23 protein-coding genes and 1 tRNA gene are annotated in these 21,267 nt (G+C 54.7%); 18 read left to right on the top strand and 6 right to left on the bottom strand.

The window, feature by feature from the left end; translation table 11 throughout:
- Positions 1–342 precede the first annotated feature (342 nt).
- From thrS to ABWP81_RS04840, 9 genes are all read left to right on the top strand, one after another.
- Complete coding sequence (gene thrS, locus ABWP81_RS04880; protein ID WP_353139976.1) at positions 343–2,250, top strand: threonine--tRNA ligase; 1,908 nt, start codon at positions 343–345, stop codon at positions 2,248–2,250.
- A gap of 68 nt (positions 2,251–2,318) precedes the next feature.
- Positions 2,319–2,927 carry a translation initiation factor IF-3 gene (gene infC, locus ABWP81_RS04875; protein ID WP_353140016.1) on the top strand — a complete coding sequence of 203 codons (609 nt, stop codon included), beginning with the start codon at positions 2,319–2,321 and terminating at the stop codon, positions 2,925–2,927.
- 116 nt (positions 2,928–3,043) lie between these two features.
- Positions 3,044–3,247 carry a 50S ribosomal protein L35 gene (rpmI, locus tag ABWP81_RS04870; RefSeq protein WP_100134218.1) on the top strand — a complete coding sequence of 68 codons (204 nt, stop codon included), beginning with the start codon at positions 3,044–3,046 and terminating at the stop codon, positions 3,245–3,247.
- Positions 3,248–3,273: 26 nt separating this feature from the next.
- On the top strand, positions 3,274–3,633 hold the full coding sequence (gene rplT, locus ABWP81_RS04865; RefSeq protein ID WP_353139974.1) for a 50S ribosomal protein L20: 360 nt from the start codon (positions 3,274–3,276) through the stop codon (positions 3,631–3,633).
- A gap of 86 nt (positions 3,634–3,719) precedes the next feature.
- Complete coding sequence (pheS, locus tag ABWP81_RS04860; protein WP_353139972.1) at positions 3,720–4,772, top strand: phenylalanine--tRNA ligase subunit alpha; 1,053 nt, start codon at positions 3,720–3,722, stop codon at positions 4,770–4,772.
- Positions 4,773–4,796: 24 nt separating this feature from the next.
- Positions 4,797–7,244: a phenylalanine--tRNA ligase subunit beta gene (gene pheT / locus ABWP81_RS04855; protein WP_353139970.1), complete on the top strand. Its 2,448-nt coding sequence runs from the start codon at positions 4,797–4,799 to the stop codon at positions 7,242–7,244.
- Between the two features lie 26 nt (positions 7,245–7,270).
- Positions 7,271–7,606: an integration host factor subunit alpha gene (locus ABWP81_RS04850; protein WP_353135740.1), complete on the top strand. Its 336-nt coding sequence runs from the start codon at positions 7,271–7,273 to the stop codon at positions 7,604–7,606.
- Positions 7,607–7,718: 112 nt separating this feature from the next.
- Positions 7,719–8,183, top strand: coding sequence for a MerR family transcriptional regulator (locus ABWP81_RS04845; protein ID WP_353135743.1), 465 nt, complete (start codon positions 7,719–7,721; stop codon positions 8,181–8,183).
- Positions 8,184–8,209: 26 nt separating this feature from the next.
- Positions 8,210–8,286 (top strand) — tRNA-Pro (locus ABWP81_RS04840).
- Between the two features lie 67 nt (positions 8,287–8,353).
- Here ABWP81_RS04840 and ABWP81_RS04835 read toward each other — a convergent pair.
- Positions 8,354–8,902 (bottom strand): NUDIX hydrolase, encoded by a 549-nt coding sequence (locus ABWP81_RS04835; RefSeq protein ID WP_353139968.1) that lies wholly within the window; start codon positions 8,900–8,902, stop codon positions 8,354–8,356.
- 5 nt (positions 8,903–8,907) lie between these two features.
- Positions 8,908–9,213, bottom strand: a complete 306-nt coding sequence (locus ABWP81_RS04830) for an antibiotic biosynthesis monooxygenase family protein (RefSeq protein WP_353139966.1) — start codon at positions 9,211–9,213, stop codon at positions 8,908–8,910.
- Between the two features lie 87 nt (positions 9,214–9,300).
- On the opposite strand from ABWP81_RS04830, the gene pgeF reads away from it, so the two are divergent.
- Positions 9,301–10,110 carry a peptidoglycan editing factor PgeF gene (pgeF, locus tag ABWP81_RS04825; protein ID WP_353139964.1) on the top strand — a complete coding sequence of 270 codons (810 nt, stop codon included), beginning with the start codon at positions 9,301–9,303 and terminating at the stop codon, positions 10,108–10,110.
- Here pgeF and ABWP81_RS04820 read toward each other — a convergent pair.
- Positions 10,042–10,359 carry a hypothetical protein gene (locus ABWP81_RS04820; protein WP_353139962.1) on the bottom strand — a complete coding sequence of 106 codons (318 nt, stop codon included), beginning with the start codon at positions 10,357–10,359 and terminating at the stop codon, positions 10,042–10,044. The two genes, pgeF and ABWP81_RS04820, sit on opposite strands and share 69 nt — an antisense overlap.
- Before the next feature lie 105 nt (positions 10,360–10,464).
- Between ABWP81_RS04820 and ABWP81_RS04815 the strand changes: the two genes are divergently transcribed.
- The 6 genes from ABWP81_RS04815 (at position 10,465) to ABWP81_RS04790 (ending at position 17,221) form a co-directional block, all read left to right on the top strand.
- On the top strand, positions 10,465–12,138 hold the full coding sequence (locus tag ABWP81_RS04815; protein WP_353139960.1) for a PHA/PHB synthase family protein: 1,674 nt from the start codon (positions 10,465–10,467) through the stop codon (positions 12,136–12,138).
- A 33-nt stretch (positions 12,139–12,171) separates the two neighbouring features.
- Positions 12,172–13,350: an acetyl-CoA C-acetyltransferase gene (locus ABWP81_RS04810; protein ID WP_353135761.1), complete on the top strand. Its 1,179-nt coding sequence runs from the start codon at positions 12,172–12,174 to the stop codon at positions 13,348–13,350.
- A 67-nt stretch (positions 13,351–13,417) separates the two neighbouring features.
- The gene (gene phbB, locus ABWP81_RS04805; protein ID WP_353135764.1) at positions 13,418–14,155 is read left to right on the top strand and encodes an acetoacetyl-CoA reductase; all 738 of its coding nucleotides are present in this window, start codon (positions 13,418–13,420) and stop codon (positions 14,153–14,155) included.
- Positions 14,156–14,340: 185 nt separating this feature from the next.
- Complete coding sequence (locus ABWP81_RS04800; RefSeq protein ID WP_353139958.1) at positions 14,341–15,012, top strand: class I SAM-dependent methyltransferase; 672 nt, start codon at positions 14,341–14,343, stop codon at positions 15,010–15,012.
- A complete protein-coding gene (locus ABWP81_RS04795; protein ID WP_353139956.1) occupies positions 15,012–15,911 on the top strand; it encodes an NAD(P)-dependent oxidoreductase in 900 nt (299 codons plus the stop codon). Before ABWP81_RS04800 ends, ABWP81_RS04795 begins: the two co-directional genes overlap by 1 nt.
- Complete coding sequence (locus ABWP81_RS04790) at positions 15,908–17,221, top strand: aspartate aminotransferase family protein (protein ID WP_353139954.1); 1,314 nt, start codon at positions 15,908–15,910, stop codon at positions 17,219–17,221. The genes ABWP81_RS04795 and ABWP81_RS04790 overlap by 4 nt, the downstream gene beginning before the upstream one ends.
- On the opposite strand, the gene ABWP81_RS04785 is transcribed toward ABWP81_RS04790, so the two are convergent.
- A complete protein-coding gene (locus ABWP81_RS04785) occupies positions 17,218–18,135 on the bottom strand; it encodes an SPFH domain-containing protein (protein WP_353135776.1) in 918 nt (305 codons plus the stop codon). The genes ABWP81_RS04790 and ABWP81_RS04785 overlap by 4 nt on opposite strands.
- Before the next feature lie 20 nt (positions 18,136–18,155).
- On the bottom strand, positions 18,156–18,569 hold the full coding sequence (locus ABWP81_RS04780; protein WP_353139952.1) for an NfeD family protein: 414 nt from the start codon (positions 18,567–18,569) through the stop codon (positions 18,156–18,158).
- 82 nt (positions 18,570–18,651) lie between these two features.
- Here ABWP81_RS04780 and dusA point away from each other — a divergent pair, with 82 nt between their 5' ends.
- Together dusA and ABWP81_RS04770 are read left to right on the top strand one after the other, a co-directional pair.
- Complete coding sequence (dusA, locus tag ABWP81_RS04775; RefSeq protein ID WP_353139950.1) at positions 18,652–19,662, top strand: tRNA dihydrouridine(20/20a) synthase DusA; 1,011 nt, start codon at positions 18,652–18,654, stop codon at positions 19,660–19,662.
- Entirely contained in the window at positions 19,634–20,575 is a 942-nt protein-coding gene (locus tag ABWP81_RS04770; protein WP_353139948.1) for a DMT family transporter, read from the top strand. The genes dusA and ABWP81_RS04770 overlap by 29 nt, the downstream gene beginning before the upstream one ends.
- A 1-nt stretch (position 20,576) precedes the next feature.
- Here the strand turns inward: ABWP81_RS04770 and ABWP81_RS04765 are convergent, their stop codons facing one another.
- Positions 20,577–21,212 (bottom strand): GntR family transcriptional regulator, encoded by a 636-nt coding sequence (locus ABWP81_RS04765; RefSeq protein ID WP_353135788.1) that lies wholly within the window; start codon positions 21,210–21,212, stop codon positions 20,577–20,579.
- Positions 21,213–21,267: the final 55 nt, after the last annotated feature.

Here is a 21,267-nt window from a genome sequence, read left to right as displayed (position 1 = left end):
TTCCCGTAGGTCTGACGGCAAGCGATTTACCTGTGGGTATGGAGATTGACGGCCCATTGGTTCAGGCACCAAATTGCTGTCTATTTCAATGGTCATTGAAACGGTGCGGGGCTTATTGGCAGATCCCAAAGCCTAAGGAAGCCAGCCTTGTTCTGGTTTGCATCTAACGTGAAGGTCTAGAGGTGTGTGAAACGCCTCTTGGCAATTTTGCGTCTCAAGCGCCATTCAGCAGCGTTGCCCAAGTCGGCAACCTCGGAAGCCCGCTGCGCTGAGCGACCTATCTAAGAGTTTGGGGTAATGCCCAGCGTAAAATGATTTTTTTAGTGTTTCAATTAAATATCCATGGTTCAGATTACTCTCCCCGACGGTTCGCAACGTGAATTTCCAGGCCCTGTGACCGTGGCCGAAGTGGCGGCGTCAATTGGCGCAGGCTTGGCCAAGGCGGCCTTGGCTGGCAAGGTCGATGGCAAGGTGGTGGACACCAGCTTCACGATGAACAGCGATGCGAGTTTGGCCATCATCACGGCCAAAGACGCTGAGGGCTTGGAGGTCATTCGTCACTCCACCGCCCACCTGTTGGCCTATGCGGTGAAAGAGTTGCACCCCGAAGCGCAGGTGACCATTGGCCCCGTCATTGACGACGGTTTCTTCTATGACTTCTCGTTCACTCGCGGCTTTACCCCCGAAGACTTGGCGGCCATTGAAAAGCGTATGACTGAGCTGTCTAACAAAGATGAGGCCGTGGTGCGCCGTGTATTGCCGCGTGATGAGGCGGTGGCTTATTTCAAAGGGATGGGCGAGCACTACAAGGCCGAAATCATTGCCAGCATTCCTAGCAACGAAGACGTGAGCCTTTACCGCGAAGGTGCTTTTGAAGACCTTTGCCGTGGCCCGCATGTGCCTAGCACTGGCAAGCTCAAGCACTTCAAGCTGATGAAAGTGGCCGGTGCTTACTGGCGTGGTGATAGCAAGAACGAAATGCTGCAGCGCATTTACGGCACAGCTTGGGCTAGCAAGGATGATCTGCAGCTCTACCTCAAACGTTTAGAAGAAGCCGAAAAGCGCGATCACCGCAAACTGGGCCGCGAGTTGGATTTGTTCCACATCGACGAGCATGCGCCCGGCTTGGTGTTTTGGCACCCTAAGGGTTGGGCTGTGTGGCAGACCATTGAGCAATACATGCGTCAGGTGTATCGCGACAACGGTTACCTTGAAGTCAAAGGCCCGCAAATTTTGGATCAATCGCTGTGGGAGAAAACAGGCCACTGGGACAAGTACCGCGACAACATGTTCACCACCGAGTCTGAGAAGCGTGACTACGCTTTGAAGCCCATGAACTGCCCCGGCCACATCCTGATTTTCAAACAGGGTATCAAGAGCTACCGCGATTTGCCACTGCGCTACGGCGAGTTTGGTCAGTGCCACCGCAATGAGCCTTCGGGTGGCTTGCACGGCATCATGCGCGTGCGTGGTTTTACCCAAGACGACGGCCACATTTTTTGTACCGAAAATCAAATCTTGCCCGAGTGCGACACCTTCACCAAGGTGCTCAAGAAGGTGTACGCAGATTTTGGCTTCACCGATATTTTGTACAAAGTGTCCACCCGCCCCGTAGCCCGCATTGGCTCGGACGACTTGTGGGACAAGGCCGAAAAGGCCTTGATGGACAGCTTGACCGCCGCAGGTTGCGACTTCGTCATCTCTGAAGGCGATGGCGCTTTCTACGGCCCCAAGATCGAATACACACTGAAAGACGCGATTGGTCGGGAGTGGCAATGCGGCACGATTCAGGTCGACTTCAACCTGTCGGAGCGCTTGGATGCCGAATACACAGCCGAAGACGGTTCGCGCCAACGCCCTGTGATCTTGCACCGCGCCATCGTGGGCAGCATGGAGCGTTTCATTGGAATTTTGATCGAACAGCATGCGGGCGCCTTGCCCACTTGGCTGGCTCCAACCCAAGTTGCGGTGCTCAATATCACCGATTCCCAGGCTGAATATGCCCAAGAAGTTGCAAAAATGCTGCGAAATCAAGGGCTTAGTGTCGATTTAGACCTCCGCAACGAGAAAATCACGTATAAAATACGTGAGCATTCAATGCAAAAGCTTCCCTACATCTTGGTCGTTGGCGACAAAGAGAAGGAAGCTGGCGCCGTCGCAGTGCGCGCCCGAGGCAATCAAGACCTCGGTGTGATGTCCCTCGAAGCCTTCTCTGAGAAGATAGCTTCTGACATCTCTCTCAAAAGCTGATTTCACTTAGAAATTGCCAAGAGTTGTGCGTTGCACACCTGTGTCGGTTTGTTTTTTGTTTTAAAAGGATAGTCACCATCGCTACAGAATTTCGCGACCGCCGCCAGCGCGAGGAACGCAAACACCGCCTTAACCGGGAAATCATGGCCCCGGAAGTCCGCCTTTCAGGTCCTGAAAACGAACCCCTCGGAATCGTGAGCTTGGCAGAAGCCTTGCGCATGGCTGGAGAGATTGACGTCGACCTGGTAGAAATTGCCGCCACGGCTGTGCCGCCGGTGTGCCGTTTGATGGATTACGGTAAGTTCAAGTACCAAGAGCAAAAGAAGGCCGCTGAAGCGAAATCCAAGCAAAAGGTTATTGAGGTCAAGGAAATCAAGTTCCGTCCCGGTACCGATGATGGTGACTACAACATCAAGATGCGCAACATCAAGCGCTTCTTGGATGACGGAGATAAATGCAAGATCACGCTGCGCTATCGTGGCCGCGAGATCACGCATCAAGAAATCGGTATGGCGCTGTTGCAGCGCATACGTGATGAGTTGGCGGACCTGATCGTTGTCGAGCAGTTCCCCAAACTCGAAGGGCGTCAAATGATCATGATGATCGCGCCAGGCAAGAAGAAAACGGGTGGCGCCGCCAAACCCGCTGCAGAAGCCGCTTCGGTAGCTTCTGTATAAATTGGCAGCGCGGCGTGCTGCCGCGCTTGAAAGGCAAGCAAATTAGTGTCTCGGGGCTTACAAGACTGCGCACCCTGCGCAGGCGCCTCGCGAGCACAAATTAAAGGAGCATCTAAATGCCCAAAATGAAGACCAAAAGCAGCGCTAAAAAGCGCTTCCGCGTTCGTCCAGGTGGTACCGTCAAACGCGGTCAAGCCTTCAAACGTCACATCTTGACCAAGAAGACGACCAAGAACAAGCGTCACCTCCGCGGTTCAGTCGCTGTGCATGAGACCAATATGGGTCACATGGCACAAATGCTGCCCAAGTGCGGCCTGTAATTAACTGACGAACAAGGAGAAAAAATATGCCTCGCGTTAAACGTGGTGTTACGGCCCGTGCCCGTCACAAAAAAGTTCTGGCTTTAGCCAAAGGTTTCCGCGGTCGCCGCGGTAATGTCTTCCGCGTCGCTAAACAAGCGGTGATGAAGGCGGGTCAATATGCTTACCGCGACCGCCGCACTAAAAAGCGCGTGTTCCGTCAGTTGTGGATCGCTCGTATCAATGCTGCTGCACGTCAGTGTGGCCTGACTTATAGCCAATTTGCTAATGGTCTTAAAAAGGCTGCGATCGAAATCGACCGCAAAATGTTGGCTGACTTGGCCGTTCACGACATGGCTGCTTTCACCAGCATCGTGAATCAAGTCAAAGCCAAATTGGCTGCTTGATAGTCAAGGGTTAACCACCCACGAGTAAAGGGGTTGGGGCTAAAAAGCTTCAATCCCTTTTTTGTTTTCTCATTCCCAATATTCATATGAACGAGTTGGACTCTCTGGTCGCCAGTGCCCAGGCACTGTTTGCACAAAGCACCACACCGGCTGATCTTGAAAACGCCAAAGCCCAGTTTTTGGGCAAGTCAGGCCGCATCACCGAGATGATGAAGGGCATGGCTGCTTTGAGCGTGGAAGAAAAGAAATCCACTGGCGCTGCCATCAACGTGGCCAAGCAAGCGATTGAAGCGGCGCTCAATGCCCGCCGCCAAGCCTTGGCTGATACCGAGCTCGAAACCCAACTCAAAGCTGAAGCCCTCGACGTGACCTTGCCCGGTCGCGCCCGTATGACTGGCGGTTTGCACCCTGTGACGATCACGCTCGAACGCGTCGAAGCCATCTTTGGTTCGATGGGTTTTGAAGTGGCCCAAGGCCCTGAGATTGAAACCGATTGGTTCAACTTCACCGCGCTCAACACGCCAGAAGATCATCCAGCACGCTCCATGCACGACACCTTTTATGTGGAAGGTGGCAGCGCCGAGGCGCCGAACTTGCTGCGCACACACACCAGCCCGATGCAAGTGCGCCATGCGGTGCAACACGTCAAGCGCTACCAAGCGCGCTTGGATGCCGGTCAAGGCATGCCTGAAATTCGCGTCATCGCGCCAGGCCGCACCTACCGTGTGGACAGCGATGCTACGCACTCGCCCATGTTCCACCAATGCGAAGGCTTGTGGATTGGTGAGAACGTGAGCTTCAAAGACCTCAAAGTGGTCATCACCGATTTCTGCCGCACGTATTTTGAGAGCGACGATTTGGTGCTGCGCTTCCGTCCCAGCTTTTTCCCATTCACAGAGCCCAGCGCTGAGATTGATATCCAGTTTCAAAGTGGTTCGCTCGCTGGTCGTTGGCTCGAAGTGGGCGGCTCTGGCCAAGTGCACCCGAACGTGGTGCGCAACATGGGCCTAGACCCCGAGCGTTTCATCGGCTTTGCCTTTGGCATGGGCATGGACCGTTTCACCATGCTGCGTTACAGCGTGAACGACTTGCGCTTGTTCTTTGATGGCGACATTCGCTTCTTGAGCCAGTTTCAATAATTTCACGCACACACGAGATTCATCATGCAATTCCCCGAATCCTGGTTGCGCGAATTCTGCAACCCCGCACTCACCACCCAACAGCTGGCCGATACCCTCACCATGGCTGGTTTGGAAGTCGAAGAACTCCAGCCCGTAGCGCCGCCTTTCACAGGCATCGTGGTGGGCGAGATCAAAGAAACCGTGCAGCACCCCGACGCTGACCGCTTGCGCATTTGCCAAGTGGACGTGGGGCAGGGCGCCTTGCTCAACATCGTGTGCGGCGCACCCAATGCACGCGTGGGCATCAAAATACCGTGTGCCACTGTGGGTGCAGAGTTGCCACCGGGTGAAGATGGCAAACCTTTCAAAATCAAAGTGGGCAAATTGCGTGGCGTCGAAAGCCAAGGCATGTTGTGCTCAGCCAAAGAACTCAAAATTGCAGACGACAACGGCGGCTTGCTTGAGTTGCCCGCTGATGCACCTTTGGGCCAAAGCATCCGCGAATACCTGAACCTCGACGACACCTTGATGACGTTAAAGCTCACGCCCAACTTGGCGCATTGCTTGAGCGTGTATGGCATTGCTCGCGAAGTGTCGGCCCTCACAGGTGCACCGTTGAAGGCGCCTACCTTCCCAGCCGTTGCTGCGACCAACCAAGACACCTTGGCTGTGAAGATCAGCGCCCCTGATTTGTGTGGTCGCTTTTCTGGTCGCGTGGTGCGTGGTGTAAATACACAAGCGCCAACACCTGCTTGGATGGTGAACCACTTGGCCCGTTGCGGCCAACGCAGCGTGAGTTCCTTGGTGGATATTTCTAATTACGTGATGTTCGAGTTGGGTCGTCCTTCGCACATTTTTGACCTCGACAAAATTCAAGGTGGCTTGGATGTGCGTTGGGGCAAAGCGGGTGAACAGCTCAAGCTCTTGAACGGCAACACCGTCACCGTGGATGACAAAGTGGGCGTCATTGCGGATGCACACCAAGTCGAGTCCCTCGCCGGCATCATGGGCGGCGATGCTACAGCCGTGAGCGACGACACGCAAAACATTTACATCGAAGCTGCCTTCTGGTGGCCCACAGCCATCGCAGGCCGCTCACGCCGCTTCAACTTCAGCACCGACGCCGGCCACCGCTTTGAGCGCGGTGTGGACCCCGAGTTGACGGTGGAGCACATCGAGCGAATCACCCAATTGGTGATCGACATTTGTGGCACGCCCAACACAACCGTGGGTCCCATTGACGACCAGTGCGTCAACATGCCTGTGGTCAAGCCGGTCACTTTGCGCGTGGCACGTGCAGAAAAAGTCATTGGCATGCCGCTGACCCAGCAACGCGTGGCGGATGCTTTGCGTGGCTTGGGCTTGCCTGTCACAGAAGAGCAGGGTGATGCCACCTCTGGTGGTGGGCGTGTCACTGTGCAACCCCCATCGTTCCGTTTCGATTTGCAAATCGAAGAAGACCTGATCGAAGAAGTGGCCCGTATGGTGGGTTACAACAACCTGCCCACCACGCCCCCGTTGGCGCCCATCACCGCTAGCGCTTGCCAAGAAGCACAACGCAGCCCACACGCTTTGCGCCATCACTTGGCCGCTTTGGGCTACCAAGAAACCATCAACTACAGCTTTGTGGATGAGCGTTGGGAACACGAGTTGGCAGGCAATGCCAATCCCATCAAACTGCTCAACCCCATTGCTAGCCAAATGAGTGTGATGCGCTCCACCTTGTTAGGCTCTTTGCTCAACGTGGTGAAGTTCAACGTCGATCGCAAAGCCTCACGCGTGCGGGTGTTTGAGTTGGGCCGCGTGTTCCACAAAGACGCGATGGTTCAAAACACTGACACCACGGTGCAAGGCTTCGACCAACCCATGCACGTGGCAGGCATGGCTTTTGGCAGCGCTACCCCTTTGCAATGGGGCACTCAAGAGCAAGCTGCAGACTTCTTTGATGTAAAAGCGGATGTGGAAGCCTTGTTGGCCCCAGCAGTGCCTAAGTTTGAAGCGGCTGAGCACCCCGCCATGCACCCAGGCCGCTGCGCCAAGGTGTGGGTCAACGGTCAAGCTGTAGGCCATGTGGGCGAGTTGCACCCGCGCTGGCGTCAAGGCTGGGACTTGGCTCAAGCCCCTGTGATGTTTGAACTCTTGCTCGACGCCGTGTTGCACCGCGATGTGCCCAAGTCCACCGGCGTGGCCAAGTTTCCCAACGTCGAACGCGATATTGCGGTCATCGTCAAAGACAGCGTCACGCACGCCCAGTTGATGGCGGCTGTGCGAGCCTCTCAAACACATGGCCTGCTGCGCAATGCCGTGTTGTTTGACGTCTATCGCCCCAAGGATGGAAGCACGGCCATGGCCATCGACGAAAAGAGTTTGGCCGTGCGTCTGACGCTTAACAGCGACGAAGCCACCTTAAATGAAGTGCAAATCGAAGGCGCTGTGCAAGCCGTGCTGACCGAATTGGCCACCCAAATTTCTGCGCGTTTGCGCGCTTGATATATTTACGTTAACAAGAGAACCTTATGGAACTTTCTTTTGAGAGCCTAGAAACGCCAGCGCTGACCAAGGCGCAGTTGGCTGATTTGTTGTTTGAACAAATTGGCTTGAACAAGCGCGAGTCCAAAGACATGATTGATGCCTTTTTTGACCTCATCGCGCAAAGCTTGGTCAATGGCACAGATGTGAAAATTTCAAGCTTCGGCAATTTTCAAATCCGCACCAAAGCGCCTCGCCCGGGGCGTAATCCGCGCACCGGCGAATCGATTCCCATTGAGGCGCGACGCGCGGTGACTTTTCATGCAAGTCACAAACTAAAAGAGCAAATTCAGGGCGACAGTAATCCCAAAGTTGACAAGTAAATGAATCAGAGGCCATCGCGGCCTCTTTTTTTTGATAAAACTGTCATGAGATGTGATTCCGAGCGGTTCTTCGTGTAACCTCTGCGGTCCCGTTCACAAGCTACTGATTTTCATGGAGAAATCCATCCTTCCATCCATTCCAGCCAAGCGCTACTTCACCATTGGTGAGGTAAGCGAGTTGTGCGGCGTTAAGCCGCACGTGCTGCGCTATTGGGAGCAGGAATTTACGCAGTTGCGCCCCATGAAGCGTCGCGGCAATCGCCGCTATTACCAGCGCCACGAAGTGCTGATGATTCGCCGTATCCGCGATCTCTTGTATGACCAAGGTTTCACCATCACGGGTGCGCGCAACAAGTTGCAAGAGCTGGTGCATTTAGACCGCGAAGCACGACGTGCGGGCGGCGAGTTGAGTGATGCAGATTTCAGCGACGATCATGCATTGCCTGACGGGTTGGATGACGCGCCCACAACACACACCACGTTGCCACCGCTGGCCTTGAGCAGCAGCGACGAAGCCCTGCAAACGCTGCGCAAAGAACTCACACATATTCGTGACCTGCTCTCTGAGCTGCACTGAGTAGGCGTTATACTCAACATCAGATTCGGTGTGTGGCGCAGCCTGGTAGCGCACTTGCATGGGGTGCAAGGGGTCGAAGGTTCGAATCCTTTCACACCGACCAAGAATGACAAGGGTTAGCAATGTAAGTTGCTAACCCTTTTGTCTTTTCTGGCTTCGTTCAAAGATCTTTAAACAATATCCACCTGGTGCAGCTCAAACTTGCCCTTCTTTGCATCTGCAAAGTAGTGCTGCAAAGTTTCTTTGACTGTACGAAACGCAATCTCGTCCCACGGTATTTCGTGCTCGGCAAACAAGCGCGCTTCTTGCGTTTCATGGCCGGGGTCAAATTTGTCGCTGGTGAGTCTGGCACGGTAGAAAAAATGCACCTGGCCCACGCGCGTGACGTTCATCATGGCAAACAGCTCTTGCATTTCAAACTGCGCACCGGCTTCTTCTACGGTTTCACGTGCAGCACCTTCGGCCACCGTTTCGTTGAGCTCCATGAAGCCCGCTGGCAGTGTCCACTTACCCAAGCGCGGCTCGATGTTGCGTTTGCACAGCAGCACTTGGTTGCCCCACACGGGCACCGTGCCCACCACATTAAGCGGGTTTTCGTAGTGGGTGGTGTGGCAGGCGTTGCACACCGCACGCTCACGCGTGTCGCCATCGTCGGGCAGACGGTAGGTCACCGCGCTGCCGCAGGCTTTGCAGTGTTGGATAAGCGGGCGGTGCAGCATGAGACTTAGCCCTGCGATTTGCTCACCAGGTCAAAGTGTTCCACCACAGGGGGCTGCGCAAAGAAGGGGCCCACAATGGCGCGCCAATCAGCGAAGGCGGGTGACTGGCGAAAGTCCACCGTGTGGTTCTCAAGCGTGGTCCAGAAAATTTGCAATACATAGCGCTCGGGCGATTCGATGCCACGGTTGATTTTGTAGCCCTCAAAACCTTTGGCTTTTGAGATGACGGTATCCACGCCACGTTGGATGGCTTCGTCAAAAGCAGCTTGTTGGCCCGCATGAATGCGGATATCGGCGAGTTCGAGAATCATGGTGATGGTGTGATGAGTTGTATTTGGCCTCAAGTCTACCGTTACCGCGCAAAGTCAAGGGCCGTGTTCGGGATATCCTTCATCTTTATGCAAAGCCCAACCGACACTGCACCTTCTTTGCCCATGCCCTTGCTTTGGCCCATGGATTGGGCGCTGCCTGCTGGCGTGCATGCCGTGTGCACCACGCGTGTGGGGGGCGTGTCCAAGGCGCCGTTTGATCATTTCAACCTAGGTGATCATGTGGGTGACGAACCACAGGTTGTGGCCACCAACCGAGCCTTGCTGCAAGAGCACCTTGGCGCTGCGCGGGCCGTGTTTTTAAAGCAGGTGCATGGTGTAGCGGTGGCCCAGCTCAACACCACCACGCCCAGCGCCACGGTCGCTGATGCGTGCATCACTCAAGATGCACACGTGGCCTGCACCATCATGGTGGCCGATTGTTTGCCATTGTTGTTTACCGATGATGCGGGCCAAGTGGTGGCAGCCGCTCATGCGGGTTGGCGTGGCTTAGCCGCGGGTGTGATTGAGCAAACCGTTCTTTCGCTCTGTAGCCAAGCGAGAGTGGATGCAGCACAAGTAAGAGCTTGGCTTGGGCCATGCATTGGCCCAGATGCGTTTGAGGTGGGAGACGATGTGCGTTTAGCGTTTACTTCAGGGGCAGCCGCAGAGTCAGTGCAAGCCCAACGGTATTTCAAACCTCACCCAGCACATGCTGGCAAATGGTTGGCTGATCTTGCGGGCTTGGCTCGTCAACGTCTAAAGGCGTTGGGCGTGACCTCGGTAGCGGGCAACAACAGCACATCCGATTGGTGCACCGTGCAACAAAGCTCACGGCTCTTTTCGTACCGCCGCGATGGGGTGACTGGACGTTTCGCTGTGTGTATTTGGCGCGACTGAGTTCACGTGCTCAGCAGCGTTTTGCGAGGCGTGTGCTGCGATGGCTTGCGCACGGTCGGCAGCCTCTTTGGCCTTGATGGCGCGGCGCCTTGAGGGTGAACCCATGATGTAGCCCACCACGCTCATGGGCAACACGCCGTACAGCAGAAAAGTAACAACTGCACCAAGCAAAGATCCCACGGGGCTCGTTGCTTCAGCGATGGCCATCATCAAAGCCACGTAAATCCAAGCGATCAGGACCAAATACATCTAGGGGTTTTCTCGTGGGTTTGATTTTTGTCAGAAATTCGAAGGGATTTCACTGACATACTTGTGACAGTTATAACAACAACAGCGACTGTATAGGAGTTAGTGATGGATCAAAATGCGGCCCTCAAGAGCCTAGGGGATAGCTGGCTCAAAGCCTTGGCCTCATTTCAAAAAGTCGGCGGTGGTGATGCAAGTGCACCGGCCCTGAGCTTTTCTCCAGACAAACTCGATGCATTGCAAAAACAATACATCGAAGAAGCCACCGCACTATGGAATCAAAGTCTACATGGCATGCCTGAAGTCAAAGACCGTCGTTTCAAAGCAGACGCTTGGGGGCAAAACCCGATGGCTGCCTTCACAGCCGCCGCCTATTTGCTCAACACCCGCACCATGATGGCGCTGACCGACGCCGCAGACACAGACCCAAAAACCAAAGCCCGTATTCAATTCGCCGTCGAGCAGTGGGCTGCTGCTGCTGCCCCTAGCAACTACTTGGCGCTGAACGCCGAAGCGCAACAAAAAGCAATCGAGACCAAGGGCGAAAGCATCTCCAAAGGCATTCAAAACCTATTGCACGACATGCAACAAGGTCATGTGTCGATGACCGACGAGAGCTTGTTTGAAGTGGGCAAAAACGTTGCCACCACCGAAGGCAAAGTGGTGTTTGAAAATGAGTTCTTCCAATTGCTCGAATACAAGCCACTCACCGCTAAAGTTTACGAGCGTCCGCTCTTGTTCATTCCGCCTTGCATCAATAAGTTTTATATCTTGGACTTGCAACCCGAGAACTCCCTGATCCGTTATGCGGTTGCACAAGGACATCGCACGTTTGTGGTGAGTTGGCGCAACCCTAATGAGGACCTGCGCAACACCACCTGGTCCAACTACGTAGAAGACGTCGCAATTCAAGCCATCCAGGTGGTGCAAGAGATTGGTGGCGTTCCACAAATTAATGCCTTGGGTTTTTGTGTGGGCGGCACCATCCTCTCAAGCGCACTTGCCGTGTTGGCGGCGCGTGGCGAAAAGCCTGTGGCCAGCACTACCTTGCTGACCACTTTGATTGATTTCACCGACACGGGCGTGTTGGATGTGTTCATTGACGAGGCCTTTGTGAAGTACCGCGAAGGTCAGTTTGCAGAAGGTGGGTTGATGAAGGGCAAAGACATGGCGTCGACCTTCAGTTTCTTGCGTCCCAACGATTTGGTGTGGAACTATGTGGTGGGCAACTACCTCAAAGGCGAAACGCCACCGCCGTTTGACTTGCTTTACTGGAACAGCGACTCCACTAACCTTCCTGGCCCCATGTATGCCTGGTACTTGCGCAACACATACCTCGAAAACAACCTCATTAAGCCTGGCAAAGCCACCGTGTGCGGCGAGAAGATCGACCTGCGCAAAGTAGACATGCCCATGTACCTCTATGGCTCGCGCGAAGACCACATCGTGCCCATCGGTGGCGCATATGCCAGCACGCAGGTGTTCCCTGGCAAGAAGCGTTTTGTCATGGGCGCATCGGGCCACATTGCAGGTGTGATCAACCCACCGGCCGCCAACAAGCGTTGCTATTGGACGGGCAGCGAGACCAGCTTTCCTAAAGATGCAGAGCAATGGACTGGCAAGGCCAAAGAGCATGCAGGCAGTTGGTGGACCGATTGGTCGGCATGGCTCAAAACCCACGCAGGTAAACAAACTGTCGCGCCCAAGACTTATGGACGAGGCAAGCACAAAGCGATCGAAGCGGCACCTGGCCGCTACGTCAAAGAACGTTCAAGCAACTGATTTTTAATTTCATTTAATTTTTGGAGATAGCAAATGGAAGACATCGTGATCGTTTCAGCCGCACGCACAGCGGTAGGCAAGTTTGGTGGTTCACTCGCAAAAATTGCGGCCACTGATCTGGGATCTATCGTTATTCGCGAAGCTTTGGCACGCGCCAAGGTGGACCCTTCGCTGGTGGGTGAAGTCATCATGGGCCAAGTGTTGGCTGCTGGCGCAGGTCAAAACCCTGCACGCCAAGCCTTGATGAAATCAGGCATTCCTAACGCCGTGCCTGCCCTCACCATCAATGCCGTGTGCGGCTCTGGCCTCAAGGCGGTCATGTTGGCTGCGCAAGCCGTGGCTTATGGCGACAGCGACATCGTGGTGGCCGGTGGCCAAGAAAACATGAGCGCCTCTGGCCACGTGCTGTTGGGCTCGCGTGACGGCCAACGCATGGGCAACTGGAACATGATCGACACCATGATCGTGGACGGCTTGTGGGACGTTTACAACCAGTACCACATGGGCATCACGGCTGAGAATGTGGCCAAAGAATTTCACATCACACGCGACATGCAAGACGCCTTGGCGCTGGCTAGTCAACAAAAAGCATCTGCCGCGCAAGATGCAGGCAAGTTTGCAGACGAAATCGTGACGGTCAACATCCCGCAGCGCAAGGGCGACCCGCTGGCATTCAATGCCGACGAGTACATCAACAAGAAAACCTCAGCCGAAGTGCTGGCTGGGTTGCGTCCAGCATTCGACAAAGCTGGCTCGGTAACCGCTGGTAATGCATCAGGCATCAACGACGGCGCCGCCGCAGTGGTGGTAATGTCGGCTAAAAAAGCGGCTGCTTTGGGCTTGACACCTTTAGCGCGCATTGCAGCCTTTGGCACCAGCGGTTTGGACCCTTCGGTCATGGGCATGGGGCCCGTGTCTGCCTCGCGCAAAGCATTGGCGCGTGCAGGCTGGAAGGCCTCTGACATCGATTTGTTTGAACTCAATGAAGCCTTTGCTGCACAGGCCTGCGCGGTCAACCAAGAGTTGGACATCGATCCAGCCAAGGTCAACGTTAATGGTGGCGCCATTGCCATTGGTCACCCTATCGGAGCATCTGGCTGCCGCATTTTGGTGACCTTACTGCACGAAATGCAGCGCACCAACGCCAAAAAGGGCTTGGCCGCGCTGTGTATCGGTGGCGGTATGGGCGTATCGTTGGCCTTAGAGCGTTGATAGAGCGTTCATTTGTTCAGTAAATAAAAAATCTTTCAGTCAAAACTCATAAATCAGGAGACAAAAAATGAGCCAAAAAGTAGCGTACGTCACAGGTGGTATGGGTGGCATCGGAACCGCAATTTGCCAGCGCCTTCACAAAGAAGGCTTCAAAGTCATCGCTGGCTGCGGTCCTACGCGTGATTTTGTAAAGTGGTTGGACGAGCAAAAAGCTCTGGGTTACTCCTTCTACGCATCCGTCGGTAACGTTGGTGATTGGGACTCCACAGTAGATGCCTTTGCCAAGACCAAAGCAGAACATGGCCCAATTGATGTGTTGGTTAACAACGCTGGAATTACCAAAGACCGCATGTTCTTGAAGATGACGCGCGAAGACTGGAGCGCGGTCATGAGCACCAACCTCGACTCGATGTTCAACGTGACCAAGCAAGTGGTGCCTGACATGGTCGAGCGTGGCTGGGGTCGCATCATCAACATCTCATCGGTGAACGGCGAAAAAGGCCAAGCGGGTCAAACCAACTACTCGGCTGCAAAGGCTGGTATGCACGGTTTCTCTATGGCCTTGGCCCAAGAGTTGGCCACCAAAGGCGTGACGGTCAACACCGTGTCACCTGGCTACATTGGCACCGACATGGTCAACGCGATCCGACCCGACGTGTTGGAAAAGATTGTGGCCACTGTTCCCGTTAAGCGTTTGGGCAAGCCTAGCGAAATCGCCTCCATCATTGCCTGGATGGCCAGCGATGATGGTGGTTACACCACGGGTGCTGACTTTGCCGTGAACGGTGGTTTGCACATGGGGTAATGCATCTTTAGGTGTTTTCATCCAAAGGCCACAGAGAACTCTGTGGCCTTTTTAGTTAGGTAATACATAGTCTGCAAAACCGTCATGTAATTTTGATAAAGTAGATGTATTAATAATAAAAATGGCAGAAATGCTGGAGGTCTATGGGTGATTACAGCAATATGGCGGGTTATTACGATGTAATCATGACTTCTGGTTACTACGATTACGAAAAAATTGTGGACTGCCTTGTGGCCCACCACCCTAAGCGTAATGTCTTAGAAATTGGTTGTGGCACGGGTTTGATTTTGGAGGAGTTGGCCAAGCGCAAGCCTGAACTACCCATCACCGGTATTGATTTGACTGCTCCCATGTTGTCGATTGCTCAAAAACGATTAGCCCCGTTTTCTACCGTGTCCTTGTCTCAGCAAAACATCACCGAGCTGGCTTTAGATGAAAAGCACGAATTGGCGTTCTCCTATGGCGGCGTTTGGTATTTTGTAATTGACGGCGACAAAGAGCCCTTTTTGGTGAGCCATATTGCCGATGAGAAAGCTAACCATTTGGGGTTTGAGCATCTGGCCAAGCACATGGCCGCAGGTGGAACCTTGTTGTTGGGTATTCAAGGCCCGCACCATGACTACGAAACCGTTATTTCCAACGGCATGACGTATTCGCAAAAAATTGACCCCACCGACATTGGCTTTACCAAGCACTATTATTTGCAACACGGTAACCACAAAGTCATGGATCAAACGGTCACCTACCGCACCTACACCTTTGCTGAGGCGCAAGCGTTGATGGGTGCTTATGGTTTTGAATACGTGGCTGAGAAAGTTACCCATCAACTGTTTTTGCAGTTCAAAAAGGTGAACTGATGAGCAGCGCAAAACCCCAGTTGTTTTTTATTGGCGTGGGCAACATGGGCAACCCCATGGCTGCCAACTTGGTGAAGGCGGGTTACCCCGTCACCGTGTTTGATGTGTCGCCAGCCAAGGCTGACAACTTGCTAGCCTTGGGTGCCACTTGGGTGGGCAGCCTGGCTGAAGGCGCGGCACACGCCGATGTGGTGATGGCTTCGCTGCCAGGCCCTGTGCAAGTGCGTGAGGTGATGCTGGGCGAGCAGGGCGTATTGGCCCACGTCAGAGCAGGCGCAACCGTGATTGACACCTCCACCAGCGCCGTCGAGTTGGTGCAAGAGTTGGTTGCTTTGGCCAATAGCAAAGGCATTGACTTTTTAGAAGCGCCTGTGACCAATGCGGTAGACATGGCTGCTTTGGGTCGCTTGTCTATTTTTGTAGGGGGCGACAAAGCTTGTTTTGAAAAGCACAAGCCCATCTTCGACGTGATTGGTGAAAAAATATTTCACGTAGGTGAGCCCGGCAACGGCGCCACCATCAAGCTGCTCACCAATTTGCTGTGGTTCGTCAGCGCCGCTGCCATTGGCGAAGGTTTGATGTTGGGTGCTAAGGCTGGCATTCCGCTGCACACCGTATGGGAAGCCATCAAGTCGAGTGCTGGCAATAGCTGGGTGGCCGAGCACGATGTGCCGTCTATCTTTGCTGGCCACTACGACCCGAGTTTTTCGCTGGCGCTGTGTTGCAAAGATTTGGGCCTGATCAATGGCATTGCTAAATCGCAAGGCTATGACTTGCCGATGGGAGGCATGGCGCAGCAGTTGTTTCAACAAGCTATGGCCAACTATGGTCCCGATGCGGCCGAGCTGCATGTGGTGAAGCTTCTTGAAGAACGTGTGGGACACTTGCTGCGACCATGACGAACCAAGCTCGCCTACTTGCCGAAGCCCATTTGCACATGCCGCAAGGCGTGGCAGAAAACTATCGTTATTGGGGCGAAAAAGAAACCGTGTTCATCGCCAGCGCCAAAGGCTGCACGCTCACCGATGTGGATGGCAAAACCTATGTGGACTTTCGTCTAGGCTACGGCCCCATCATCTTGGGCTACCGCGACGAACGCGTGGACAACGCGGTGATAGAGCAAATTACCCAGCGCGGCACGCTGTCTGGCTTCTCGACCGAGCTCGATACCGCAGTAGTCAAGCAAGTCAAAGCCCTGTGCCCCAACATCGACAAGATGCGATTTGCCAACTCGGGCACAGAGGCCGTGATGGGAGCGGTGCGCACCGCACGCGGCTTCACCCAGCGTGACCGTGTGGCGATTGTGGAAGGCTCTTTCCACGGCTTATACGACGAGATGATGTGGAAGTCAGACATCGAGCGCTGGCAGCCGGGCAGCCAGGTTGCACCAAAGGTCATTCCATTTGGCAGCGGCATTCCCGAGCGCAGCCGTGAGTTGCTGAGCATCATCAGCCACAACGACTTTGAATCCTTAGAAAATTTGTTTGCAACCCAAGGCGACGCCTTGGCCTGTGTGGTGATCGAGCCCATCATTGGTAACGCGGGCAGCGTTGCCGCCACCCAAGAATGGTTGCAACGGTTGCGTGACCTGTGCACTCAGCACGGCACGGTGCTCATCATTGACGAGGTGAAGTCTGGTTTTCGTGTGGCCAAGGGTGGGGCGCAAGAGTTGTACGGCATCCATGGTGACCTCACCACCTACGCCAAAGCTATGGGCAACGGCTACCCTGTCGCGGCCTTTGGCGGCAAAGCTCATGTGATGGATGTGGTGGGCTCACACGTCGGCGGTGTGGTGCATGGCGGCACCTATACGGCAAATTTGGTGGCCCTCAGTGCAGCACACGCCACACTCAAAATTTTGGCCGAAACCAATGCGCAGCAAACCATCAACCATGCGGGTGAACAAATCCAAGCCGTGCTGGGACGCGTGTTCACTGCGGCTGGCTTGGAACATGCCTTTGCAGGGCCGCCTGCCATGTTTGGCATTCACTTCAGCTCGACAGTACCCACCAACTACCGCGATTGGCGCGTGACCAACAGCGAGTTATTCCGCAAGTTTGCGTGGGAGTTGATTGCGCGTGGTGTGATGTTAGAGCCGGATTCGCGCGAGCCGTGGTTCATATGCGAAGCCCATCAGCACATGGACTTGGGCTGGCTGGAAGATGTGGCCACGCAGTCGATTCGCGTGGCCTTGAACGCGAAAGATTAAGACGCCGACTTGCCTATGCTGACCATTTGCATGGCCGAGGCAATCAAGCCCGACACCTCGGTCATATTGCTTGGAACAATGAGTGTGGTCTTGGCGTCAGAAGCCACCTTGGCATAAGCCTGCACCGCTTGCTCTGCCACTTTGAGTTGCACCGCTTGTTCACCACCGGGTTGGCGAATGGCGGCTGCAATACGCTCAATCGCTTGTGCCGTCGCGTTGGCCATTTCTGTGATGGCGGCTGCATCGCCTTGGGCTTTGTTGATGGCCGCTTGCTTCTCGCCTTCTGAGCGGGCAATGAAGGCTTCACGCTCGCCTGTGGCGATGTTGATCTGTTCTTGACGACGGCCCTCTGAGGCAGCAATCAGCGCACGCTTTTCTCGCTCGGCCGTGATTTGCGATTGCATGGCATGCAAGATTTCTTTGGGGGGTGTGAGATCTTTGATTTCGTAGCGCAATACCTTCACGCCCCAGTTCAAAGCTGCTTCGTCAATCGCTGCCACCACTTGTGCGTTGATGATGTCGCGCTCTTCAAAGGTTTTGTCTAGTTCGAGTTTGCCAATCACGCTGCGCAAGCTGGTTTGTGCCAGCTGTGTTACAGCCACGATGTAGTTGGACGAGCCGTAGCTGGCCAAGCGTGGGTCGGTCACTTGAAAATACAAAATGCCGTCGACTTGCAACTGCGTGTTGTCACGCGTGATGCAAATTTGGCTAGGCACATCAAGTGGAATTTCTTTGAGGCTGTGCTTTTGAATCACCTTGTCAATGAAGGGCACTACAAAGTTCAGACCGGGTGTCAGGCTGGCATGGAACTTACCTAAGCGCTCGACCACCCAAGCGTTTTGCTGAGGCACCACTTTCACGGTTTTGATGATGAACAAAACGGCGATAGCCAAAAAGAGAATTGCGATTTCCATAAGTAGACCTTTGCGATAAATTAAATTTTTTCTAGCACCAAGCGGTTGCCTTGCATCTCGCTGATGCGGTGCAAGCCGGGCTCGAGAGCTGCATTTGGCGTGCATACCGCAGCCCACTGCGCACCTCTGTATTTGACTTGGGTGTGGCCTTGTGCGTCCCACGCGTCAACGGTGACGGTTTCGCCGATGTCAAGGTGCACATTGCTGTCAAGCGCGTCGTTGCTGATCGGTTTTTTTAGGTGCCACAACACCACAGCGGCCCCACCCACAAAGGCCGCCGTGACGATTTGCCAAGTGAGTGTGCCCCCCGCATAGGCTGTCAGCGCAGCCGCTGCAGCCCCGAGCGACAGCATGAGTAAGTAAAACGTGCCCGTCATCAGCTCGGCGATCACGAGTCCGCCAGCGACGATCAACCAGAGGGTGGGGTTATCCATTTAACATGCCTTCAAAGTGAATATTTTTAGGTTCATCCGCATTGTGCCCAATTTGAAAAGGGTCGCACGGGATAATTGCTTCATGAATTTTCCCGATGCCTCGCTTTGGCGCACCTCAGTTGCACCCATGATGGATTGGACAGATCGTCACTGTCGTTACTTCCACCGCCTGCTTAGCCGCAACACCTTGCTCTACACCGAGATGGTCACCACCGGTGCGCTGCGCCATGGTGATACGCAAAGGCATTTGCGTTTCAACGCTGAAGAGCATCCTGTGGCTTTGCAACTGGGTGGTAGCGATGCGGCCGATTTGGCGCATGGCGCCAAGCTGGGCGAGCAGTGGGGCTATAACGAAATCAACCTCAACTGCGGCTGCCCTTCAGACCGCGTGCAGCGCGGCGCGTTTGGTGCGTGCTTGATGAACGAGCCACACACCGTGGCCGATGGTGTGAAAGCCATGATGGATGTGGTGAGTATTCCTGTGACGGTCAAGCACCGCATTGGCATTGAGCGCATCGAGAGCTACGACTTTGTGCGCGACTTTGTGGGCACGGTCAGCAACGCGGGCTGCAAGGTGTTCATCGTGCATGCGCGCAACGCGTGGCTGGATGGTTTGAGCCCCAAAGAAAACCGCGAAGTGCCGCCCCTGCGCTACGACCTTGGCTACCAGCTGAAAAAAGATTTCCCTAATTTGTTGATCGTCATCAACGGCGGCATCACCACCAATGCACAAATGGCCAGGCACTTGCAGCATGTCGACGGGGTGATGCTAGGCCGCGAAGCCTATTACCGTCCTTGGTTGATGACCACATGGGACGCCGAGTTTTACAACGATCCGCACGAGACACTCAGCCGCGAAGCGGTGGAGGAGGCGATGGTGGCTTACATGGAACGAGCCTTTGCTGAAGACGGCTGCCCTTGGTATCCGATTGCACGTCACATGCTGGGTTTGTTTCATGGCCAGCGCGGTGCGCGTTTGTGGCGCCAAGTGTGGAGTAACCACAAACTCAAACCCTTGCCGCCGCGTGAGGTCTTGGCTATTGCGCGTGAGGCTTTGGCAAAAGGTGCAGAAAGACCTCTGGATGCCCACTGAGGCCTTGCAGCTCAAAGCCAAAACACGCATCGCGCTGTGCTTGATGTGGTTCATCCCTTTGCTTTGGACAGTCAATATGGTGGTGGCTCGCCAAGCGCCTGGCGTGGTTTCACCGCATGTCTTGGCCTTGGGTCGATGGGTTATTGCTGGCTTGATTTTGGCGATGGTGAGTCGCCAAGAGCTTTGGCAGAACCGTCACACCTTACGTGCGCAGGTTTGGCGCTATATCGCCTTGGGTGCTTGCGGTATGTGGATTTGCGGCGCTTGGGTGTATTTGGCGGGCGAGAGCACGGTGGCCCTGAACATATCCCTGATCTATGCCTCCTCCCCCGTGATGATCGCGGTGGGGTCGGTGTTGTGGCTGGGCGAGAGATTTTCTAAGCGCCAAGCGTTTGGGGTCATGCTGGCGCTGATGGGCGTGGTGCACGTGGTGGTGAAGGGGGAATGGCAGCACTTGTCACAGGTGAAGTTGGTGCCAGGGGATTTGTGGATCGTGGCTGCGGCGATCTCTTGGGCCGCATACGCCTTGTTACAAAAACGTTGGCCCACCGCCATGAGTGCTACCGCGCAATTGGCGGCTATATGTTGGGGTGGCGTGGTGGTGCTGGTGCCGTTCGCTGCATGGGAGCTGTTGCAGGCTGACACCCCCACTGTTGGCCACCATGCGCTGCTGATGATGGTGTTTGTGGCCTTGTTGCCTGGTGTGGGGGCTTATTGGATTTATGGCTGGACACAAAAAATTCTAGGTGCCAGCCGCGTGGCGATGACGCTTTATCTCGGTCCCCTCTACACGGCCGTCATCGGCTGGTGGGTGTTGGGCGAGCCCTTAGGGCTGCACCACTTGGCGGGTGGCCTTTTTATCTTGTCAGGCGTTGGCTTGGTGTTAGCCGTCAAACAACCCCCTACAAGCTAACTTAGATCGCTGCTTCTAAGCCGTTGGCAAAGTGTTCGCTCATGCGCTGCGCACTTAAGGGGGCATTGCGTGACATCAAGGCATCCATGATGGCTTGGTGCTCTTTGAGCGATTCTTGTAGGCGGCCACTTTTGAAAAGCGAGTTATGGCGGTTGAGCTTCATCACCTTGCGCAGGTCAGCCACCATTTGGTCGCGCCAGCGGTTGTTAGCAATTTCTAGCAAGCGCATGTGAAAGCGCTCATTGACTTCAAAGAATTTTTGGCGGTCAGTCACGTTGGCTGCCAGCTCCGAATGCAGAGTTTGCAAGTCCTGCAGTTGTTCGGCTGTGGCTTCAGTGGCCACCACGCCTGCGGCGTCTGATTCGAGCAAAGAGAGCAGGTGGTACACGTCGCGCTGGTCTTTTTCGTTGACCTCGGTCACATAGGCGCCGCGTCGCACCTTCATGGTGACCAAACCCTCGGCAGCCAGCACCTTGAGCGCTTCGCGCATGGGCGTGCGGCTGATGCCGTATTCCTCGGCCAAGCGCATCTCATCAATCCAGCTGCCAGGCTCTAACTCGGCAGCAAAAATGCGCTGGCGCAGCAGTTCAGCCACTTCTTCATACAGAGCACGAGGGGTGAGGGTGACGGCAGCCATGACTTGAATTCTAAGCTTGTATGGGATTTTGAATCAATAATTATAAATGATATGA

Source organism: Limnohabitans sp. (assembly GCF_040401135.1).
Taxonomy (GTDB): Bacteria; Pseudomonadota; Gammaproteobacteria; order Burkholderiales; family Burkholderiaceae_C; genus Limnohabitans.
This window is presented reverse-complemented; position numbering and strand designations above follow the sequence as displayed.